Annotated in this window: 18 protein-coding genes and 6 pseudogenes; 9 read left to right on the top strand and 15 right to left on the bottom strand. The window is 53.8% G+C overall.

The genetic code is table 11. The features are described 5' to 3' along the window. Window positions 1-40 precede the first annotated feature (40 nt). Window positions 41-1,697, top strand: a pseudogene (locus CS369_RS12950) (MFS transporter). A gap of 65 nt (window positions 1,698-1,762) precedes the next feature. Here CS369_RS12950 and aguA read toward each other — a convergent pair. The 9 genes and pseudogenes from aguA to CS369_RS12905 form a co-directional block, all read right to left on the bottom strand. Beyond that, a pseudogene (gene aguA, locus CS369_RS12945) lies at window positions 1,763-2,861 on the bottom strand (agmatine deiminase). Between the two features lie 3 nt (window positions 2,862-2,864). Further along, the gene (gene aguB, locus CS369_RS12940) at window positions 2,865-3,749 is read right to left on the bottom strand and encodes an N-carbamoylputrescine amidase (protein WP_196907415.1); all 885 of its coding nucleotides are present in this window, start codon (window positions 3,747-3,749) and stop codon (window positions 2,865-2,867) included. A 71-nt stretch (window positions 3,750-3,820) separates the two neighbouring features. Continuing rightward, window positions 3,821-4,297 carry a 2TM domain-containing protein gene (locus CS369_RS12935; RefSeq protein WP_196907414.1) on the bottom strand — a complete coding sequence of 159 codons (477 nt, stop codon included), beginning with the start codon at window positions 4,295-4,297 and terminating at the stop codon, window positions 3,821-3,823. A gap of 200 nt (window positions 4,298-4,497) precedes the next feature. Beyond that, on the bottom strand, window positions 4,498-5,460 hold the full coding sequence (gene pfkA, locus CS369_RS12930; RefSeq protein ID WP_196907413.1) for a 6-phosphofructokinase: 963 nt from the start codon (window positions 5,458-5,460) through the stop codon (window positions 4,498-4,500). 187 nt (window positions 5,461-5,647) lie between these two features. Next, window positions 5,648-6,550, bottom strand: coding sequence for a CDF family cation-efflux transporter FieF (gene fieF / locus CS369_RS12925; protein ID WP_196907448.1), 903 nt, complete (start codon window positions 6,548-6,550; stop codon window positions 5,648-5,650). Between the two features lie 42 nt (window positions 6,551-6,592). Continuing rightward, window positions 6,593-7,780 (bottom strand): sugar transporter, encoded by a 1,188-nt coding sequence (locus tag CS369_RS12920; protein ID WP_196907447.1) that lies wholly within the window; start codon window positions 7,778-7,780, stop codon window positions 6,593-6,595. A gap of 506 nt (window positions 7,781-8,286) precedes the next feature. Then, entirely contained in the window at window positions 8,287-8,583 is a 297-nt protein-coding gene (locus tag CS369_RS12915; protein ID WP_196907412.1) for a TM2 domain-containing protein, read from the bottom strand. 71 nt (window positions 8,584-8,654) lie between these two features. After that, entirely contained in the window at window positions 8,655-8,897 is a 243-nt protein-coding gene (locus CS369_RS12910; protein WP_196907411.1) for an ogr/Delta-like zinc finger family protein, read from the bottom strand. Window positions 8,898-8,934: 37 nt separating this feature from the next. After that, window positions 8,935-10,074: pseudogene (locus CS369_RS12905) on the bottom strand (phage late control D family protein). A 152-nt stretch (window positions 10,075-10,226) separates the two neighbouring features. Here CS369_RS12905 and CS369_RS12900 point away from each other — a divergent pair. The 8 genes and pseudogenes from CS369_RS12900 to CS369_RS12875 all read left to right on the top strand — a co-directional run bounded on the left by CS369_RS12900 (window position 10,227) and on the right by CS369_RS12875 (window position 16,015). Next, window positions 10,227-11,405 carry a phage tail sheath family protein gene (locus CS369_RS12900; RefSeq protein WP_196907410.1) on the top strand — a complete coding sequence of 393 codons (1,179 nt, stop codon included), beginning with the start codon at window positions 10,227-10,229 and terminating at the stop codon, window positions 11,403-11,405. Continuing rightward, window positions 11,405-11,920: a phage major tail tube protein gene (locus CS369_RS12895; RefSeq protein ID WP_196907409.1), complete on the top strand. Its 516-nt coding sequence runs from the start codon at window positions 11,405-11,407 to the stop codon at window positions 11,918-11,920. The genes CS369_RS12900 and CS369_RS12895 overlap by 1 nt, the downstream gene beginning before the upstream one ends. A gap of 47 nt (window positions 11,921-11,967) precedes the next feature. Then, on the top strand, window positions 11,968-12,285 hold the full coding sequence (locus tag CS369_RS12890) for a phage tail assembly protein (RefSeq protein WP_196907408.1): 318 nt from the start codon (window positions 11,968-11,970) through the stop codon (window positions 12,283-12,285). Between the two features lie 12 nt (window positions 12,286-12,297). Continuing rightward, window positions 12,298-12,393: pseudogene (locus CS369_RS12885) on the top strand (GpE family phage tail protein); the annotation flags it as partial. A 40-nt stretch (window positions 12,394-12,433) separates the two neighbouring features. Further along, the gene (locus CS369_RS23670; protein ID WP_244664982.1) at window positions 12,434-14,395 is read left to right on the top strand and encodes a phage tail tape measure protein; all 1,962 of its coding nucleotides are present in this window, start codon (window positions 12,434-12,436) and stop codon (window positions 14,393-14,395) included. Next, the gene (locus tag CS369_RS25225) at window positions 14,350-15,030 is read left to right on the top strand and encodes a hypothetical protein (protein ID WP_374191064.1); all 681 of its coding nucleotides are present in this window, start codon (window positions 14,350-14,352) and stop codon (window positions 15,028-15,030) included. The genes CS369_RS23670 and CS369_RS25225 overlap by 46 nt, the downstream gene beginning before the upstream one ends. A gap of 17 nt (window positions 15,031-15,047) precedes the next feature. Next, window positions 15,048-15,515, top strand: a complete 468-nt coding sequence (locus CS369_RS25220) for a hypothetical protein (RefSeq protein WP_374191063.1) — start codon at window positions 15,048-15,050, stop codon at window positions 15,513-15,515. Between the two features lie 15 nt (window positions 15,516-15,530). Further along, a pseudogene (locus tag CS369_RS12875) lies at window positions 15,531-16,015 on the top strand (phage tail protein). A 129-nt stretch (window positions 16,016-16,144) separates the two neighbouring features. Here the strand turns inward: CS369_RS12875 and CS369_RS12870 are convergent. From CS369_RS12870 to CS369_RS12845, 6 genes and pseudogenes are all read right to left on the bottom strand, one after another. Then, on the bottom strand, window positions 16,145-17,686 hold the full coding sequence (locus CS369_RS12870) for a phage tail protein (protein ID WP_196907406.1): 1,542 nt from the start codon (window positions 17,684-17,686) through the stop codon (window positions 16,145-16,147). Next, window positions 17,683-18,291: a phage tail protein I gene (locus CS369_RS12865; RefSeq protein ID WP_196907405.1), complete on the bottom strand. Its 609-nt coding sequence runs from the start codon at window positions 18,289-18,291 to the stop codon at window positions 17,683-17,685. The genes CS369_RS12870 and CS369_RS12865 overlap by 4 nt, the downstream gene beginning before the upstream one ends. Further along, a pseudogene (locus CS369_RS12860) lies at window positions 18,284-19,180 on the bottom strand (baseplate J/gp47 family protein). The gene CS369_RS12865 and the pseudogene CS369_RS12860 overlap by 8 nt, the downstream one beginning before the upstream one ends. Beyond that, on the bottom strand, window positions 19,167-19,535 hold the full coding sequence (locus CS369_RS12855; protein ID WP_196907404.1) for a GPW/gp25 family protein: 369 nt from the start codon (window positions 19,533-19,535) through the stop codon (window positions 19,167-19,169). Before CS369_RS12855 ends, CS369_RS12860 begins: the two are co-directional and overlap by 14 nt. Beyond that, complete coding sequence (locus CS369_RS12850) at window positions 19,532-20,113, bottom strand: phage baseplate assembly protein V (protein WP_196907403.1); 582 nt, start codon at window positions 20,111-20,113, stop codon at window positions 19,532-19,534. The genes CS369_RS12855 and CS369_RS12850 overlap by 4 nt, the downstream gene beginning before the upstream one ends. Further along, window positions 20,110-20,400, bottom strand: coding sequence for a phage virion morphogenesis protein (locus CS369_RS12845; RefSeq protein WP_196907446.1), 291 nt, complete (start codon window positions 20,398-20,400; stop codon window positions 20,110-20,112). The genes CS369_RS12850 and CS369_RS12845 overlap by 4 nt, the downstream gene beginning before the upstream one ends. Window positions 20,401-20,416 lie beyond the last annotated feature (16 nt).

Genomic DNA, 20,416 nt, shown 5'->3' with positions numbered 1-20,416 from the left:
ATTCGCATAAAAATCTAAGGACAATAAGGGGATAACCATTATGGTGAATCAATCAACACCGCACACAGTGACAGACGAGAAAGCGTCATGGATACCGATGATCACCATCGTACTCGCCCAGATTCTGATGTCATTCAACGTCGCCTCACTCCCCGTCGCGCTGGGTGGTATGGTGAACAGTTTCAATGTGCCGCCCACTACCATTGCGACAGGTATCGTCGTCTATTCACTGTCCGTCGCCGGTTTCGTTATGTTGTGTGCAAAACTCAACCAGCGATTTGGCCCACTGATCATCTTCCGCTTTACCGTGCTGCTGTTCGGTGTCGCTCAGGTGATGATGACTTTCAGCCCTAACGCCACCATCATGATCAGCGCACAGGCGCACAGGCGCTCAGGCGCTCAGCGGCCTGACGGCAGCAGCGTTGGTGCCCTCACTGGTGGCACTGATTGCGGAGAATTATCGCGGTGCACAACAAGCCACCGCGCTAGGCACATTGGGTTCGGCACGCGCAGGTGCAGGTGCAGGTGCAGGTGTGGCAGCATTTTTGATCGGCGGGGTGCTGGGCACCTATATTGGCTGGCGTCCGGCGCTTGGTCTGCTGATCGTCTTGTCCGCCGTCATTTTCTTTCTCAGCTTCCGCATGAAAGCGGATAGGGGCCGGCCCGAAGTCAGCATTGATATTGTCGACGTGGTACTGGCAGCAACCTCAATCATTCTGCTCTCTTTCGGCTTCAACAACCTTAACCGCTGGGGAATGGGTCTGGTTCGAGACGCTGCGCCTTTCGATCTGCTTGGCTTCTCTCCGGCGCCCTTTATGATCGCGCTGGGTATCGTACTCGGTCAGCTCTTCGTGGTCTGGACGCGACGCGTAAAAGAAAAAGGCAAAACCCCGTTGCTGGAGCTGGAAGTGATTACCTCGCCCACAGAGCGGGCAGCCGTGGTCGCCATGTTTGCGGTGGTCGCGCTGGAAGCGATGCTGAACTTTTCCGTGCCACTCTACATTCAGATTGTGCAGGGCAGCACGCCGCTGGCAACCGCCATCGCCATGATGCCGTTCAATCTGTCCGTATTCTTCTCCGCAACGCTTATCGTGCGCTTTTACCACAAGCTAACGCCGCAAAAGATTCGCCGCTACGGCTTCATCATTTGTACCCCTTCGCTGCTGTGGCTCGCTTTTGTAGTGCGTAACAACTGGAGTGAGTTCGCGGTGCTATTTGGTCTGGTGGCGTTCGGTATTGGTCAGGGCTCGCTGGTCACCCTGCTGTTTAACGTGCTGGTGAGTGCTTCACCGAAAGAGTTGGCGGGCGACGTCGGCTCACTGCGCGGCACCACCAACAATCTGTCGAACGCGATTGGTACCGCCGTGGCCGGTGCGCTGTTGGTGGGATTACTCAGTTCCAGCGTGATGCGCAACATTGTGCAAACGCCTGTGCTGACCCCTGAAATTCAGGCACAGGTGAATCTGGATAATATTAACTTTATCAGTAACGATCGCCTGCTCACCGTGCTGTCGCAAACCACGGCAACGCCAGAACAAGTGGCTGAAGCGGTGCGCGTCAACGAGGAATCGCGCCTGAAAGCGCTGAAGTTTGGTCTGCTGATCATGGCCTTCCTGTCCATGATGGCGATCATCCCGGCAGGCCGACTGCCTGGCTATCTGCCTGCGGATAATCTGGATAAAGAGCCAACCAAATAGGTCACTGTCAGACATGAAAAAGGCTCCGGTGATAACCGGAGCCTTTTGATGATAGAGAAACCGGCTTAACGGACCGACGGGATCTGCTGAGTAATGCAGTGAATGTTGCCACTGCCTAACAGAATTTCGCGCGCAGGCACGCCTACAATGGCGTAATCCGGGAGCATCTGTTGCAGCAGGTCACGCGCCGTACCATCGGTACGCGCATCCAGTAACGGGAAGATAATTTGCTGATTGCTGATCAGAAAATTCACGTAAGAACCCGCCAGATACGAACCGGCTAAACGTTCAATCGCATCACCCGATGCGACACCCGCAGCTTCCTCTTCCGTAGCATAGAGCGGGCCCGGCGCAGGCAGCTTCCAGATCTTCAGAGCACACCCTTGCGCATCCCGAGCCTGGGATAAAACCTGATACGCCGCGACAGAGCGCGCATACTGCGGATCGTTTTCATCATCCGTCCAGTGCAGCGCCACTTCACCGGGGCGCACAAAGCAGCACATGTTATCGATGTGACCGTCGGTTTCGTCGTTATACACCCCTTCTTCCAACCAGATAATGGTGGAAATATTGAGGTAGTCACGCATCAACTGCTCAATCTCAGCCTTACTCAGATGAGGGTTGCGGTTCGGGTTCAGCAAGCATTCTGCCGTGGTCAACAGCGTGCCTTCTCCATCAACGTGGATAGAGCCGCCTTCCAGAATCAGCGGTGCCGCATAGCGTGCGTCACCGTGGTGCGCCAACACCTGCTGCGCGACCTGTTCATCCCTGTCGCCAGTCGTCGTACAACCCGCCCAGCTCGCCGCCCCAGGCGTTAAACTGCCAGTCGATACCCCGGCGCCCACCGTTACCGTTTAGCACCTCGGTCGGTCCAGTATCACGCATCCAGGCGTCATCGCTTTCCATCGCAACCAGCGTCACCGTTGCAGGCATCAGGCTACGCGCCTGCGCCATCTGCTGCGCTGGCACGCCCATGATCACCAGCGTCTTCTGAACAATTGCCTGTGCTACTGCGGCAAACGTCTGCTGCGCAGGCAAGGCATTATTACGCCAGTTATCCAACCGATAGGGCCAGATCATCCACACCGCATCATGAGGTGCCCATTCGGCGGGCATGAAAAAGCCATCCTGACGCGGCGTCGAAGTGAGAGTTGCAGGTGACATCGATTATCTCCGGGTCTTGCCGTCAGAAGTGACAAGCGCCGTGTACATCTCCGGACGACGGTCGCGGAACAGCCCCCAACTGGCGCGTTGAGCAGCGATCGCTTCCAGATCGAAGGTGTGCACCAGCACCGCTTCATCCGTTTTGTTCGCCTGCGCCAACAGCGCACCGGTTTGATCGGCAATGAAGGAGGAGCCGTAGAATGTCATTTCCAGCCCATCGAGATATTTGCTCGCTTCCGTCCCAATACGGTTAGAGGCAATCACCGGCACCAGATTAACAGCCGCATGGCCTTGCTGCACCCGCGTCCAGTGTGGCTGGCTGTCGATATCCGAGTAAGCCGGTTCAGAACCGATAGCGGTAGGGTAAAAAATCAGCTCTGCGCCCTGCAACGCCAGGCTGCGCGCAGTTTCCGGGAACCACTGGTCCCAGCAGATGCCCACACCCACTTTGGCGTAACGGGTCTGCCACACCTTGAAGCCGGTATCGCCAGGGATAAAGAACTGCTTTTCCTGATACGCCGGGCCATTGGGAATGTGAGTTTTACGGTACACATCCAGTACGCTACCATCGGCGTCAATCATCACCAGCGAGTTGTAATAGGCATTATTGGCGTGCTCAAAGAAGCTCAGCGGCAATACCACCTCAAGCTCAGCAGCCAGTTCGGAGAAGTGTTTGATAAGCGGGCTGGTTTCCAGCGTTTGCGCCAGAGCATAATGCTCAGGACTCTGATCGATACAGAAGTAAGGCGCGGCGAACAGCTCCTGAATCAGGATTATTTGAGCACCCTTGGCGTGCGCCTGTCGCACCAGTTTTTCGGCATTCTCAATATTCTTGGGCAGATCCCAGGAACACGCCATCTGCGTTGCGGCAACGGTCACTTTTGTCATGCGAAGACCTCTATTACCTGTCTATTACGCTGGCTCAATGCCAGCCCTACCCGTTTAAGTGTACGACGCTATTATGGCTTACGCAGCACCCGCTGTACACGCGCCTGCTCCCAGCGCTGCCAACGATCGCGCAACCAGAACACCTTCAGGGCATTCAGCGCCAGAAAGCTGCCCCAGATAAGCAGCGGCCACAAGAACCAGTGGGAGCCCGGAGATGTCATTCGGTTCACCACGAACAGCACCAGATTGACCACAACATAAACCACAAGCGAGCGCCAGAAACGGCTCTCTTGTCGCACCTGACGTTTTGCTGCCTGAACGCGCAGCTCAAGCGATTCTCCGCTCAGAGTTTGCTCGCTCTCTTCCGTCATCAACTCGGTAACATTAACGCCAAACGCTGCGGCGATGGCACCGAGCGTATCCAGACTGGCACGCTCACCATTCTCGATTCGCTGAACGGTTCTGACACTCAAGGAGGATAGTTTCGCCAGTTGCTCCTGGGACCAGGCGCGGGCAAGGAGTAATGTTTTAATCGGATTGGTATTCATGGTTGTTTTCCTCATGGCTGTTTTTTCAACGCTATTTTTTAAAGAAATAAAAAACACAGCCTCAACCTACGCCCGCTCAGCTGTCGCGAACACGACAGCGACCTGACACGCTCCCGACAGACTGCCACATCAAGAAAAAAAACCACCCTGTGGTCATACGGCGGAATGGCTTTTATTGCGAAAGAATACAGACACCAGATTTAGAACAGCTTTCTCGCCGTCTCCAGCCAATCACGCTTGAAGGGCCGTTTCATGTTCTCAATGACATCGATGATATCGTGGTGCACCATTTTTTCGTTCTGAATGCCGACGCAGCGACCGCCGTAGCCTTGCAGCAGCAGTTCAATGGAGTACGCGCCCATACGCGACGCCAAAATACGGTCATAAGCTACCGGGGAGCCACCGCGCTGAATGTGGCCCAACACCGTAGAACGCGTTTCACGCCCGGTTTCTCTTTCAATATAGCGTGCCAGTTCGTCGATATCGCAGATGTGCTCAGTAATGGCGACAATGGCGTGTTTTTTCCCTTTGGCGATGCCTTCTTTGATTTCACACACCAGATCTTCTAGTTTAAACTTTTCTTCCGGTAGCACAATAAATTCGCAGCCCCCGGCAATCGCCGCGGCCAGCGTCAAATCGCCGCAGTGGCGTCCCATCACTTCCACGATGAAAATACGTTGGTGAGAAGAAGAGGTATCGCGTAAGCGGTCAATAGCTTCCAGTACGGTTTCCAGTGCGGTGAAATACCCAATGGTGTAGTCGGTGCCTGCCACATCGTTATCGATGGTGCCCGGCAGGCCAATACACGGGAAGTCCATTTCAGTCAGGCGCTTGGCACCCATGTAAGAACCGTCACCGCCGATAACCACCAAGGCATCCAGACCACGGTTTTTCATGTTCTGTACCGCGACTTCACGTACGTGATCGTCGCGAAACTCGGGGAAACGCGCAGAGCCTAAAAAGGTGCCGCCGCGATTGATAACATCAGACACGCTGTAGCGGTCCAACTGCTCCATGCGATCCTGGTACAAGCCCTGATAGCCATCATAGATACCGTAGACTTCCAAACCTTCCGTCAGCGCCGCGCGTACTACGCCGCGAATCGCCGCATTCATGCCTGGAGCATCGCCACCGCTCGTCAATACTCCGATTTTCTTGATCATGACAACCTCTGGACTTGTAGATGTAGTTTTGCAGGATGTTTCTATCGGACGGGCCGCCGTGGCGAACCATCGCTCACCTTTTTAGGCATATTATAACAAATGTCCTGAGCTGAATTGATTCAGGTCAGGCAAAATAATGCCGCACAATCCATTTTCTATCACATTTCTCAAACAAATACAGGCTGGATCACACCTCGATGCGCCCGCGCTGTTCTTCCGGTACGGCAGAGGACGGGTCTTGATGGATAAGAATATCGGCACCGGGAAAACGCTGACGCAGCGCCTGCTCCAAACTGTCCGCAACCTCATGTGCCCGAACCAGCGGCAGCGAATCATCCATTTCCAGATGCAGTTGAATAAAACGGGTCGGCCCTGAGCGCCGGGTGCGCAGTTGATGTGCGCCATGAATACCCGGCCAGCCACGAATCAGCGCAACAATGGCCTGCAGCTCTTCTTCTGGCAGCGCGCGATCCAGCAGCGATTGCACCGCGTCATAGCCGATGCGCAGGGCGCTATAGAGAATATAAACCTCAATCCCCAACGCAAACAGGGCATCAGCGTAGGTGATACCGCGCCAGCTTAATACCAGCGCCACCAGAATGGCGCCGTTCATAAACACATCAGACAGGTAATGCAATGAATCGGCGCGTATCGCCTGACTCTGGGTCTTGCGTACCACCCAGCGTTGAAAAGTCACCAGCAGCAGCGTTGCCACCAAGGCAATCACGGTGATGACAATCCCCACTTCTGGTGCGTACAGCGGTTGCGGCGCACTTAGCCGTTGGAACCCGGTGAGGATCAGGAACAGCGCGGAGCCGGCAATGAACATGCCCTGCGCAATGGCGGCCAGTGACTCTGCTTTGCCATGACCAAAAGCATGCTCATCGTCAGCGGGTTGGAGCGCATAACGCACGGCCAGCAGGTTCACCAGTGACGCGCTGATATCCACCAGTGAATCCACCAACGAGGCCAATAAACTGACCGAACCGGTGTACCACCAGGCGAAGGCTTTAATGATAAATAACAGCAGCGCCACGGTTGTCGCAACCAGTGCGGCGCGCGTTACCCAATGCGCATACTGCAAATCCATCACGCACCTCGCCTCAACAAAGCATGTTATTCAATCATGACATTACTTCATGACAGCATGGCTAAACACGAGCGCATAGCGCCGAAAAATGAACAGGCACCACAGCAGCGCAATGCCGCCCAGTGAAGCCCCCACAAAACCAATCTCGTTCATGCCGACATGCGTGATGATCTGGTTGCCCAACAGCGCACCACCGCCGATACCCACATTATAGATGCCGGAGAACAATGCCATGGCAACATCCGTGGCATCAGAAGCCAGCGTCAGGACTTTTACCTGCATGCCAAGGCTCAGCGCCATGATAACGATGCCCCACAGCACACAGACGATGGACAATCCCAATGGGTTATTGGCCATTGGCAGCAACAGCGCCATGCACAACGGCAATGCCGCGATGCTCGCCACCAGAAAGCCCGCTGGATAGCGGTTGCTGTAGCGGCTGAAAAGCATGCTGCCGATGATACCGGCACCGCCAAAAATCAGCAGCAATACGGTGGTGAAATTTTCGCTTAATCCGGCGAACCGCTGCACGAAAGGTTCGATATAGCTGTAAGCGGTAAAATGGGCCGTCACCACCAGCACCGTCAATGCATAAATACACAGCAACGCCGGGCGCTTGAGCAGCAATGGCAGGCTTTTCAGAGAGCCAGAATGGCTGCTGGGCATCGGAGGCAACAGTTTCATCAACACCAGCAGAATCTCAAAAGCTACCACGCCAATACCGCTGAAGGTGACGCGCCATCCCATGTACTGCCCGATCAGACGACCGAGCGGCAGGCCCAGTATCATTGCCAGCGCGGTGCCGGTTGCCAACAGGCTCAGCGTCTGCGCTTTTTTGCCCGGAGGTGCCAAACGCACCGCCAACGAGGCTGTGATTGACCAGAAAATGGCATGCGCCAGCGCCACACCGATACGCGCCGACACCAGCACCCAGAAATTCCAGGCCAAACCGGAAATGATGTTGCACACGGCGAACAGGATAAACACTTTGATCAGCAGTCCCCGCCGTTCCATATCACTGCATGCCAGCATAAAGGGCAACAACATGGTGCCCACCACCCAGGCATAAATCGTGATAATCAACCCTACCTGTGCGGCACTCATCGAAAAACTGACGGCAATATAGGACAACAAGGCAACGGGCGTAAATTCAGCGGTATTAAAAATGAAGGCCGCCATAGCGAGGCTGATAACACGAAACCATGCTATCGAACGGGATGAAAGGGTCATGGGCTGCACACTGGCAGATATCAACAACGTAGAAAGAAAATCGGCAGCGCGTCGCGCCGCTGGGAGAGGCATCGAACGCTGCACGCGAACAGAAAAATGGCCGGGCTACACCAAAGGCAGTGCCTGCACTGACCAAAATCTGCAAAGCAGATCACATTTTACGCTGAATCGAGGCGGGCTGTGGTACTTTTTTTAGGCAGTTAATCGAAGAACAGCGCCGATTTTAGGTATCAACTCAGGTGTAATCACTGAGCATAGGGATGAATTTACTGGTTTTATCTGGCGTTTCGTTCCCTAACACCCCACTGTTTTTGAAAGCCTTTTCCTAAAAAACAGCCAAAAAAAAGCCCGTCATCATGACGGGCAAAAGACAGGGATGGTGTGCAATATATTCATATATATATGAAAAATAATGATTTATTTCTTACAATGTCCACACATTGACCACATCGACAAAAAAGCCGCGAACTATCGCGGCTTCATTCTCTGTGGTAACCCCATATGATTCAGCCATACTTCCTTGCAAACTCTTCATCAGAGTTACAAAGGTAAATAATGAACTCAATGAAGGCGATAATTGATGGAATCAAAGTCCAGCTAAAGATAAGGTACAAGAATCCTTGCCCTATCTTTCCTAGATAGAACTTATGAGCACCAAAGCCGCCGAGGAAAGCAGCAAACAAAGCCGCAGAAATGCGGCTTTTTGTACCTACGGCACTTTGAGCCGCACCACATTGTGGACAAGCTTTCGCCGTGCTATGAATCTCCTTACCACATCCCCGACAAAAAACCATGTCAGACATATTAACTTCTATAAATTTTTAGTTGCTTTGGGATTTTATAATAAACACAGAAAATTCTTATACACATTTTATTACAAAGCTAAATTCAACTGATCCCGCCCATAGTGCGACGCCGGAAAAGCATCTTGCGGGATAAAGTCAGGCGGCAAGGGTTCCTCTCGCGCACGCTTTGACACCTGGCGCTCTACGGTGTTAAGCGTGGTAAAGGTTTCGCTACATTCCAGATTTTGACACTGATGATACTGCCGGATAGTCATTTCGCAACAGCGGCGACTGGTATGGGCTACTGCGCCGCAAAATGGACAAGTGAACATAATGATCCCCCCTGCGGGAGTTGAACTCACGGTTATTCTATTCACTTTCTGCAATCCAGTCAGATATTTTCGCTTCCAGCTCCAAACGCGTGGTAAAGCCACTGCTGTCAATCACATGTTCCGCGCGTGAAATAATTCATTCCTGATTATCTATCTCTGTTTTAAAGCCGGTGACGGTAACGTGCATTTCCGGGTACAAATCAGCGCGGCCACGCGCCAGGGTGATAGAGAACTCGGCGGCACCTCGTTGAAGCTGTTGCCATTTTGCTGCCGCTGCGCGTTTGGCGGTGGTTTCATTTTGGTAGGTTTTACGCAACACATACACGTTGCCGTCGGCCCCCTCCATGTATTCGCCCTCACGGCTGCTGCTTTTCTCCTTTTTTTGTTTGGCCTTGGTTCTGCGTTGTTTTACGCTGACTTTCTTTTTTTTGCCAAAGTTGAGATTCAGCCAGTAGGCGCGCACACCAGTGTAAGCATCACGATCAGCAATACGGAAGCGGTGCCCGTCACCGCTGTTGCGGGTAATACTGACTGATGGTAACGCCTTGCCGGATGCCGTTACTCCGCCACCGGGCAGGATAAATAGCAATGCCCCGTTTTTAACCGTGGCAATCGCGCCCAGCATTTCTGCCATTCGGGTTAAAAACGACATATCGCTTTCTTGTGTCTGGTCGGCGTGGTCAATCTCGATATTCATCAGCATGTCGCTGATTTGCGCTTTCAGCCCGTAGCGGTGCGCGATAGCAGACACCACACGCTCAACGGTCACATCGTGCCAGGACACCTCACGCTTAACGTTAAATTCATCACGAAAATCAGCGCTGCGTGCCGTGATGTTGAGTACATCCGGCGGGCCCTCATGGGCGATCTCATCAACGGTATACAGACCCTTGTAAATCAACGGTTCACCCAGCCAGCCAATAGACAGCGCGATCTCTGCGCCGCGCGAGGGCAGACCGATCAGACCATCGGTGTCATCCAGTGAGATCGTCAACTGGTCAGCATCAAACCCGCGATTATCGGTAAGTGAAAGAGACATTAAACGATCGCTTAGCTCTTTAAGCGATTTCCCGCCCAGCGTTACGTTAAACGCCGGGACTTTTACCGCATCGGTCAGCGTGTTGTTGTAATTCGTGACCTTACTGCTCAACGTGTCTGCCAATCCTGAAAGTGCCATATCGCCCCCGTGTTTTGTCGCATGATTTCACGCGCTCGAGCGGGGAAAAATGGCTTTTTGTTGTCGCGTGTTTGTCAGACCGCAAACGGCGTGAGTCGCGGTCTGACATGAGGGATTATCACCGCGAACTCAATAACGTAATGGTGGTTAACATGTCAGAGACACGTTTCCACGGTGCCCGCGTTCGCGAAAATACCGACCTCGTTACCGCGATCAATGACATTGATTCCAGTGTAATTGGCGTAGTGTGTGTGGCGGATGATGCAGACCCGGATACCTTTCCCCTGAATACTCCCGTGCTACTGACACGGGTTAACAGTGTACTTGGCAAGGCGGGTAAAACCGGCTCCCTGTACAAAACGCTGAAAGCCATTTCTGACCAGACCAGCCCCAAAGTCATTGTGGTGCGTGTCGCAGCAGCAACGGAAGACGGCGAAAAGACACAATCGCAGTTGATTATCGGCGGCACGCTGGCTGACGGCAGCTATACCGGCATGTATGCCTTGCTGACAGCAGAGGCAAAAGTTGACTATCGCCCGCGCGTGCTGGCCGTTCCTGGCTATGATTCTGAGGAAGTGACCGCCGCACTGTGCGGTATTGCTCAGAACCTGCGGGCATTCGTTTATGCCGGGTGCCATGACTGCACCACAATGGCGGAGGCCATCGCCTATCGTGGGAAATTTGCCTATCGCGAGTTAATGCTGATCTGGCCGGACTTTATCGCCTATAACTCGTTGACCGGTGAAAATGAAACCTTCCCGGCCCCGGCGTATGCCTGTGGTTTACGTACGGCCATCGATAACGATCAGGGCTGGCACAAGTCACAGTCCAATGTGCCGGTGAATAATGTGCTGAGCATTTCCCGTTATGTGTTCTGGTCATTGCAGGCAGAAGATAGCGACGCCAACGCGCTGAACAGCAAAGAGGTTACCACGCTGATCAAACGCAATGGTTTTCGTTTTTGGGGCAACCGCACCACGGAAACCAGTGAATACATCTTTGAGGTGTATACCCGTACGGCGCAAATTATCGCTGACAATATTGCCGAGGCGCAATTTGAAAGCGTGGATGAACCGCTTACCCCGGCCAACGTAAAAGACGTGGTCAGCGGCATTTCAGGCAAACTCAGTTCATTGGTGACGAAAGGGCAACTGATCGGCGCGGATTGCTGGTTTGACATTGTGGACAACCCAACGCCAGGGTTACGCCAGGGGCAAGTGCGTGTGCGCTACAAATACACGCCCGTACCGCCGCTGGAAGATCTGACGCTGTACCAAACCTTCACGGATGAATACTTTGAATCCGCGTTTGCATCGTTGGGAGGTGAATAATGGCAATCCCGCATAAATTGCGCCTGTTCACCACCTTTGTGAACGGCAATAACCAAATCGGTAAAGTGACTTCTGTCACGTTGCCCAAACTAACCCGCAAGACGAAAGATTTTCACGGCGGTGGCATGATTGGATCGACGGCCGTCGATCTCGGTCTGGATGGTGGCGCGCTGGATGCGTCAATGGTGGTCGGTGGCATGGTCAAGACGCTGTTGCAGGAATACGGCGGCGGTATTGATGAAACCCGTTTGCGTTTTGCCGGTGAATATTACACCGACGGTGAAAGCCTGTTAGCGGAAGTGGAAATGCGCGGGCGTGTTATTGAAATTGACAGCGGAGAAGCCAAACAAGGTGATGACACTTCTGTCACCTATGCGCTGAAGAACACCTACTACAAACTATCGATTGACGATCAACCGATTATCGAAATTGATTTGCTGAACTTCATCTACAAGAAAGACGGCAAAAACATTTACCCGGATCGCATTACCTCTGCGCTGGGTCTCGGTAGCTAATTAACTGCACTGATGGCGGTCACTCTGGCCGTCTGGAGAACATAACGATGAGTAAGAAAAACGATAACGTCTTAACGCTGATCACCCCGATTGTACGGGATGCCGATAAAATCACCCGCGTCGCCATTACCGACGAGATCAAACAGGCCGGTTCACTGCGTGTTTTGCGTCTGGTTAACGTGCTGAATATGGATGCGAATTCAGTCACCACGTTGTTAACCCGTGTCACGTCTCCCAAACTGAAACTGGCAGAAATCAACGCCATGGATACCCGCGATTTTGTCCGACTCGCGGAGGCGTTAACGCCTTTTTTGGCACCTGTGGAGCCTGGCGAATTGAACGAGGTGGAGACGGAGACAGCATAACGCTGTTGCTGTTTGACCAGATCAGACGATCTGGTCGCCGATATTGCCGTTGTTTTTAACTGGCCGCCCTCTGAACTCTTCAGCATGGATCTGGGCGAGGTGATAGCCTAGCGCGAGCGGGCGGCTATCCGCAGTGGAGCCAGTGACGATGAAAAGCCTTGATATCCGCGTTGCGTTCAGCGCGGTAGACCGCCTAACCCGCCCGGTCAATGCCGCCCGCCAGAGTGCGGGCGGTCTGACTGAATCCCTCAAAAAAACTCAGACCGCGATTAACGATCTGGATAAGCAGTCAAAAACCTTTAACCGCCTGCGCGATAGCGTGCAAAAAACCTCGCATCAGATTGACGAGGCAGGCCGTTCTCTGGAAGGACTCAACAAGGCCCAGCGCAATGGCACCGTGCTGACGGACAAACAGCGCGAACACATGGCTGCCCTGGCGGCAAAAATGGAACGCCTTAACGCGACACGTGATCAGGAAATGGTCAAACTGCGCGCCAGCGCACAGGCATTGCGCGGTCACGGCGTATCACTGACAGGAAGCACGGCCACGATTCAAAGTGCCATCCGGCGCACTGAACAATACAACCAAACGTTAGAGCGAGAGCGGCGACAACTAGCCGCTGTAACGCAGGCTCGCGCACAGTATGACCGCATGCAGCAGACCGCCCAAAAGATGCGTAATGGTGGGGTAGTTGCCATGGCCACCGCAACTGCTGGGATGTACGTTGGTACACGGATGCTAACCCCGCAGGTACAAGCAGAGGGGAGCGGTGCAGTAATTGCTGCGCAGAGTGGCGAGAATGCTGCCGACGGTGGGCGCTATACCCGCCTCATTCAGGATATCAACAGTAGTGGGGTCAGCCATAACCTAGAAGCGGCGTCCGAGGCGCTGTCTGTCGTACGTAGCGCACTAGGATCCCTTGGTGATGTGGGTGATAGCGAACTGTCGCGCATCACGCGCAAGACACTGGATATGCAGAAAGTCTTTAAGACTGACCTTGCAGAAGGGATCCAGACCGCCGCAATCCTGATGAAAAATAAACTCGCCAACAGTAGTGATGAAGCATTCGATCTGATGACGGCAGGCATGCAAAAAATGAGTGCTAGCATGCGCGGCGAGTTGCCGGAAATTCTACATGAATATTCTACTCATTTCCGCAATATGGGCTTCACTGGCCGGGAAGCCATGTCACTGCTGGTTGACATGTCGCAGCAGGGGAAATTTGCCCTAGATAAAACCGGAGATGCGATCAAAGAGTTCAGTATTCGCGGCTCCGACATGTCGAAAAAGAGCATTGAGGCTTACAAGCAAATCGGGCTCACTGCAGATGCCATGTCATCCGCCATAGCCCGCGGGGGCGTACCCGCGCGAGCGGCCATGCAGAAAACCGCCAGGGGGTTACTGGCTATTCGTGATCCAGCAGAACGGGCAAATGCAGCAATCAGTCTGTTCGGCACCCCAATAGAAAATTTATCCGTTGATCAAATCCCTGCTTTTCTATCTGCACTGGCGAACACGTCCGATCGTCTTGGCGACGTGCAAGGCAAAGCTGACCAAATGGGCAATACGCTCAGGAACACCCTGCAAGGTGATCTTGATAAATTGGTTGGTTCGCTATCCGGTTTGCGAGCGGATGTATTCAACGGGATCACGGTCGGATTGCGTGGCCTAACGCAAACTGCGACACAATGGGTAAATCAGTTGCGTGGATGGGTACAGGCTAATCCTGAACTAGCCAGAACACTGATGATTGTGGGGGGAAGCGCTTTAGCCCTGACGGCGGCCATTGGTGCCACCTCGCTGGCTGCGGGTTTGTTGCTGGGCCCGCTGGCAAAACTGCAATTAGGTTTTACGTTATTGACCGGTGGGCGCGGTATTGGCGGCGCGATCACGATGTTTCAAACTTCAAACGCTGGGTGGTGTCGCGGGCGGTTCAATGGCACGCGTTGGCGGTTGGTCGCAGATAATGAAATCGCTATCAGGCGGATTTACCCGGTTGCCTGCGCTGCTGGCACCTGTGCGCGGCATGCTGTTTTTCGTGTTCACCTCCCCCGCTTTCAGCGTTGGCGTCGCTGGGTAAAGGCATTGGCGGCCTGTTGTTACGGTTAACGGGCTTGCCTGCGATATGGGGCATTATCACCGGTGCGGTGTCCCTGCTGGGTGGTGCGCTGTCGGCGCTGTTAAGCCCAATAGGGCTGATTGGTGCCGCGTTCGTCGGTGTCGGTGTGCTTATCTGGCGTAACTGGGAGCCGATCAAAGCCTTTTTCAGTGGCATGTTTAGCGGAATTATGGAAAGGCTAGCCCCACTACGTGACGCCTTTTCACAAACCTTCTCGCAGTTCAGTCCTATCTTTGATGCAATAGGAACGGCTATCAGCAACGTAGTGAACTGGTTCAGGAACTTACTGATCCCGATGGAATCCAGTAAAGAAACACTGGATAAGTGCGCTAGTGCGGGCGAAGTCTTTGGTAAAGTCCTTGGAGGCGCGCTGGAACTTGTGCTTACTCCGGCAAAAATGCTACTTGATACGTTAGCATGGATACTTGAAAAACTTGGCGTATTGCCTGATGAGGCCGAGAAAGCCCGCAAAAAAATAGAAGAAGTCCAGCAATTGGCACTTCTCAATGATAAAGCCGCCTTTCTTCAGGGGTTTGTTGCCTCAGTTACCACTAAAAAAAGTGATAACGGGAATAATCCGTTTGTTGGCCCACAGTCCCCCCCCCCGGATACAAACTGCCGCTAAGCGGTGATTAAGGCACAATGCGCCGGTTGCAGAATATTGACAGCAACACCAAAACAACAGCCGACAACACGAAGAAGATTGGCCCCGGCGATATCATCTTTAAAAACCTGCCGCGCGCACTGGCAGTGCGGGGTGAGTGGCAGGAATCGCGACTTGCCAGCCTGCCAACGGCAAAAACCGGTGCCAAACCCAGCACGCTGGCAATGCAACCTAACGCTGATATCGCGGCAATCACCTCGCGCCTCGTGGTCGTTGCGGCGTCACAACCAGTGTTTCAGGCGGAACTTCCGCCCGTTTCACCCGCCAACCGTGCCCCGGCGTTACCTTCCGCAGTGGGTTCGCTCCCTCCTGAAATCCATATCCATCTGCACGGCGTAGAGCGGCAGGATGCGCGCGAAATCGGGCGCATTGTCAGTGAAAAATTTAACGCTGAGTTGGCGCGCCTTGACCGGATGAAGCACGGCAGTTTCAGAGACGCGGATTAACAGGAGAAAGTCACCATGATGATGGTTTATGGGCTTTTTGTGTTTGAACTGAAAACCTTGCCACACCAGCAGCTACGCCAGTCAAAGCAATGGCGGCACGTTAAAAATGAGTGTATCAACCGCTCGGCAAAGTGGCAGTACATCGGCGCGGGAGAAGATCAAATCACGCTGGACGGCATCTGTACCCGGAAATTACCGGCGGTGAGATGTCATTAACCGCACTGAATACCCAGGCGTACAGTGGTCGCCCCTGGCCGCTGATTGAGGGCACCGGGCAGATTTATGGCATGTATGTGCTCACCGGCATGCAGACAACGCGCACAGAACTTGACTGCTATGGCAAGGCGAAGAAGATAGAGTTTTCGATAAGTTTTCAGCGCTGCGATGAAGATTTGCGCGAGCGGCTTCAATCCTCGTCATTCAGTGACTTGATGGACAATGCACGCAGCAGCGCTAATGATGCGGTGAACGCGGTGAACGCGGTGAAAGGGTTATTCTGATGGCCAGCACAGTCTTTATTAACTGTGCTGAAGCATAGATAAAATGACTGTACTCGATAAACAGAGCCCGCCGAAAGTAGCGGGCTTTTCATTGGGGATTATAAAGAATCACCACTGAAATGGGTTTGGTCAGACGAAGTCGTAAACAATAACAGTAACCATAGGGCTATGAGATGCTGTTGGCTGAGTCCCATAGTTTGTTGACGCTAACAGAAGGCTAGGCGTTGACATGAACGCAGATAGATGTGAGCCGTAATTATCTCGTGGGAATATATCCCAGCCAATAGCGTTCACCGCCCCCGCATTATTCACACCCGGTGATGACCAGTCAGGAACACCAGGAGTCGCATAGCCGATCACCGGTACATTGATACCACTGGCCACTGAATTAAGTACGATCTTATGATGGTAAACAAGACCGTCCTGGTTGCTAGCTTGCCCCTGATACGTATAGCCTAGCTCTCTGTAAACAAATGACCCTAACCTGACCGTCTTTTGTTGCCCAACAACTATCCCATGACCAGGATAAGTAATGGTGTACGTGGTCGAACCATCAGCATTTTTAGTCGGCGCGCTGGGTATTGCAAACCGACCTAACATATTAAACCGAGTGTAAGACACACCGCTGACCGTAACATTGGTGGCAGCATTCTCACACAATACCACTTGTGTTTGACCAGGGACGACATATAACCCTCTGGATGCATCGTCTATGGTCATTGTGACCGTATTGGCATTAATTGCAGTAAGGTTTACCTGTATCCACGTTTCTGTGGAGAATTGTGCCAGCACTTTTAATGAAAGACCGAGGTCTAGCTTGATATCGGTTGTCCCATCGAACACAACGCCATTAATTTTCCTTGCTGTTGCCAATTTTGTTGCTGACGCCGCTGTTTCTGTTTTTCCCAATTTTACAGCAATCGCGTTGAGTACTGTTGTAGAGAAATTAGGATCATCCCCCAACGCTGCCGCCAGTTCATCCAACGTATCCAGCGCCGCCGGTGATGAAGCCACTAACGCCGCGATAGCCGCCTTCGCAAATGCCGTGGTCGCAATCTGAGTGTTGTTAACGGTCTGCGATGCCGTTGGTGCCGTGGGCGTTCCTGTCAACGCGGGGCTGGCTTTAGGGGCATACTGTGTATGAGGATCAGCAGCGGCAAGATGCGCTTTCATCACATTGTCGGCATAGGCTTTCACCTCAATTACCGCGCTATCCACATAGCCACGCGTTGCCAGCACTACCGCCGGATCAATCTTGAGTGATACCGTTTCTGTGCTGGAGACAATCAAAATCATGCGCACGGTCTGAATGCGTCCGCTGCCTTCCTGCAACTGTGGCTTATAGGTTTCAGCGCAGTTGGCAACCGCAATCAAATTACCTTCAGCATCAAAAAGGCCGAGTTCACGGATCCAGAAACCACCTTCGTTCTCAGGGATCACCTGCTCGGCAATAATCTGATTGGCGTTGTCGGGATCGACACGCAGGCTATTGATGGCCGCACGGCGTTTCTCGTTAATCAGCTTGGTCTGTGCCGGGTTTGGCGTCGGTAATACGCCGCCGCCGTCACCGACTGCCATATGCGTGATATCCAGGCGCGAACCGAGCGCTGTTGCGTTTGCCAGCCTGGCTGCGCCAATGTTGGTTAACAGGACAAAATACTTTGTACTCATACGGTTATGCTCATCGTATCAATCACATGAATGCCTGCACCGGTACAGTCCGGTGAAAACACGGTGATGGTTTCAGGGAAATAGGGGTATACGGTCAAATCATCGCCGTCGTAAACGCTGGCCGCGACATACGCCGCACCTTGCGTATCCAACGTGATATTGAGCCCCAGCAAGTGACGGCTAAGCGGCTTGGCGTCAGCAATCAGCCGCTCAATCTCTAAAAAGGTTTCCTCGGTAATACCGCTGTCCTGCACACCGATATCAAGATGAAAAGTTCCCGGCACGCCGCCGGTTTGCCACCATTCGATCACGCGCAGCAAGTAACTAAACGGCTCAACAACACGGCGCAGAGCGGAAATGATGCCCTTCTGGCGATGTATCAACCAGGCCGATTTAATCACCTGGCGCTTGGTTTGTTCTGACCAGCGTTTATCCCAGCGGTCAACGGACAACGCCCAGGCCAGAAAGGGCAGCAGGTCTACCGGGCATTTCTCGCCATCCCACAAGGTATTCAGATCAACCGCCATTTCCGTCAGGATTTGGCTGGTCGCTGCGGCATGGCGCATAAAGGCATTGGCAGAGGGTGGCAACAGATCGTTATTCATCCGTCCCCCCTTCCAACAGGGTGAAACCCGTGCAATACGCCGCCTGAGTGTCACCGATCACCATGTCCTATGCGGGCGCGATGATTTCAACGCGCTGAACACCTTGTACATGCAAGGTGGCCATTATCGCGGAGCGGGCCACATCACGCCGAATCTTGCCCTGGTTACCAATCCAGTCACGCAGTGAATCCTGTGCGGCCTTGGTGATGGGTTCCGATTCCGGACCGGGGTAAAGGTAGAGCCGCGCGTTAATCGCGTAGCTGATGATCTCTGCGCTCTGTACCGTCAGCCGGTCAGCCACCGGGCGTTTATCTTCCGCAGAGAGCGCTGCGTTGACCTGCGTCAGCAACGTTTGTGAGGCGCTGCCATCCCCTTCACTCGAAAGAATGGATACCACTACCGTGGCCGGTGACGGGCTGATCGCTTTGGCGTCGGCAACCTGGCCGCTGGCGCTCTTGGCAAAATATTCATAGGCTCCCGTCGGGCCCGCCACGCTTAGCCCTTCAAAGGCAGACTGCGCGCGCAGACGAAATGCGCTGTCGCTTTCCATCACCGCATCAGCGATATCTGTGGTCTCCGTGATGGTCAGGCGCTGGGTGTTAAGATTCACCGCCAGATTATTCAGGTCGGAGAACACCGCATGGCTGAGCATGCACGCAGCGGCCCCTTCGTTAATCCGCTGGCGTAACATCATTTCGCGATAGGCAATGACCTGCGCGATCACATTTAACGGCTCGGATTCCAGTTCAAGCGCTGCCGCCACCGAGGCGCGCTGTTCCACCGGAAATGCCGCAATCATGAGCGCTTTCACTTCCTGAAGGATCACTTCAAAATCCAGTGTTTCAATGATCTGTGGTTGGGGCAGTTGCGATAGGTCAACGGTTGCCATTGATTACCCCCTTGAGTGTCATTGTGGTGCGCACGGTTTGCATGCTTTCGGTGATCAGACCTGACAGTTCAACGTCTGTTGCGCCCGTGGGTGAAAACCGGATATCAACCGCATTCAGCGCAATCCGCGACTCCCAGCGCGCCAGGGCAATCACGCACGCGCTCATCAATTGCAGTCGTGTTGCGGCGTTCTGCGGCGCATCCAGCAAGTCAGGCACCAGACTGCCGTATTCACGGCGCATGACGCGAGACGCCAGCGGCGTGGTCAGAATGTCGCGCACGGAATGCCATAACTGATCGGTATCCGTCAGCACGCCAACGCCGTCGGGGTTCATGCCGGTATAACGCGCACTCATCGGGTGCCCTCCGTCCAACTGCCACCGTGCTGCACGGCGCCATGATCGTGGTCGTCAATCTGCACGCCGTTGGAGGTGAACGCGCCGCCGCTGTGTGCAATGTTGCCGCTCATCTTCCCGCCTTTTTGTACTTCCAGCGTGCCCGTCGTCAACTTGTTGGTACAAATCACTTCCGGCGTGTCCAGGGTGATACGGGTTTGGGCGCTCACCTGCGCGGTTTTCATGCCGACGGCTTCCAGCGCACCGGCGGCCGCGTCATAGCGAAAGCGGGCACCGTCCGGTGCGGTAATGACAATCTCTTGCAGACTGCTACCCGGCGCGGGGTTCTCGTCGCTGTACAGGCTGCCGATAATGACGGCGGTTTCCGGGTTGCCACCGAGACAACCTAACCAGACCTGTTCCCCCACCGCAGGCGGGATCCAGACCTTGAACGCACCGGCACGTTGAGTATTCCAGCGCAACCAGTCGGTAACCAGTTCGCCGCTTTTGACACGCACGCGCCAGGTTATCGGGTTCACTTCCGCCACCACGCCAACGCGTAAAATATTCGCCAGCAGGCGCATCAATTCGGCACTCATGGGACAGCACTCCCCAGGCTGTTGATCGCGGCGTGTTCAATCGCTTGTAGGTCGGCGGCAGACAGGCCCAGCAATTCACGCACCGGGTATTTGGCAAAGGTGCCGGGGCCAATCTGATCGCACTGGCCGAACTGGTGCACGCGCGCAATGTGGGCGGCAACGCCATCAAAGCCGACGAGCACCCCGTTGCTATCCGTGCGCATCTTCAGAAAGCGATAGCCACGCAGGCGCTGAAACATGGGGGTTAATGAGATGGTCACCCCCACCCTGTAGCGGTACGCTGACAGGGTGTTTTTCTTTCAG

This window comes from Candidatus Symbiopectobacterium sp. 'North America', from assembly GCF_015762685.1.
Lineage (GTDB): Bacteria > Pseudomonadota > Gammaproteobacteria > Enterobacterales > Enterobacteriaceae > Symbiopectobacterium.
The sequence above is the reverse complement of the archived record's forward strand: the minus strand, read 5'-3'. Positions and strand labels throughout refer to the sequence as shown.

Bases quoted from the DNA above. Each gene is read 5' to 3' on its own strand.
- CS369_RS12850 (WP_196907403.1), bottom strand. From the start codon at position 20,113: ATGAGTGCCGAATTGATGCGCCTGCTGGCGAATATTTTACGCGTTGGC.
- CS369_RS25220 (WP_374191063.1), top strand. From the start codon at position 15,048: ATGCGCCGGTTGCAGAATATTGACAGCAACACCAAAACAACAGCCGAC.
- CS369_RS12870 (WP_196907406.1), bottom strand. From the start codon at position 17,686: ATGAGTACAAAGTATTTTGTCCTGTTAACCAACATTGGCGCAGCCAGG.
- CS369_RS12910 (WP_196907411.1), bottom strand. From the start codon at position 8,897: ATGTTCACTTGTCCATTTTGCGGCGCAGTAGCCCATACCAGTCGCCGC.
- CS369_RS12855 (WP_196907404.1), bottom strand. From the start codon at position 19,535: ATGAGTGCGCGTTATACCGGCATGAACCCCGACGGCGTTGGCGTGCTG.
- CS369_RS12915 (WP_196907412.1), bottom strand. From the start codon at position 8,583: ATGTCTGACATGGTTTTTTGTCGGGGATGTGGTAAGGAGATTCATAGC.
- aguB (WP_196907415.1), bottom strand. From the start codon at position 3,749: ATGACAAAAGTGACCGTTGCCGCAACGCAGATGGCGTGTTCCTGGGAT.
- CS369_RS12935 (WP_196907414.1), bottom strand. From the start codon at position 4,297: ATGAATACCAATCCGATTAAAACATTACTCCTTGCCCGCGCCTGGTCC.
- CS369_RS12890 (WP_196907408.1), top strand. From the start codon at position 11,968: ATGAGTAAGAAAAACGATAACGTCTTAACGCTGATCACCCCGATTGTA.
- pfkA (WP_196907413.1), bottom strand. From the start codon at position 5,460: ATGATCAAGAAAATCGGAGTATTGACGAGCGGTGGCGATGCTCCAGGC.
- fieF (WP_196907448.1), bottom strand. From the start codon at position 6,550: ATGGATTTGCAGTATGCGCATTGGGTAACGCGCGCCGCACTGGTTGCG.
- CS369_RS12920 (WP_196907447.1), bottom strand. From the start codon at position 7,780: ATGACCCTTTCATCCCGTTCGATAGCATGGTTTCGTGTTATCAGCCTC.
- CS369_RS12895 (WP_196907409.1), top strand. From the start codon at position 11,405: ATGGCAATCCCGCATAAATTGCGCCTGTTCACCACCTTTGTGAACGGC.
- CS369_RS12900 (WP_196907410.1), top strand. From the start codon at position 10,227: ATGTCAGAGACACGTTTCCACGGTGCCCGCGTTCGCGAAAATACCGAC.
- CS369_RS23670 (WP_244664982.1), top strand. From the start codon at position 12,434: ATGAAAAGCCTTGATATCCGCGTTGCGTTCAGCGCGGTAGACCGCCTA.
- CS369_RS12865 (WP_196907405.1), bottom strand. From the start codon at position 18,291: ATGAATAACGATCTGTTGCCACCCTCTGCCAATGCCTTTATGCGCCAT.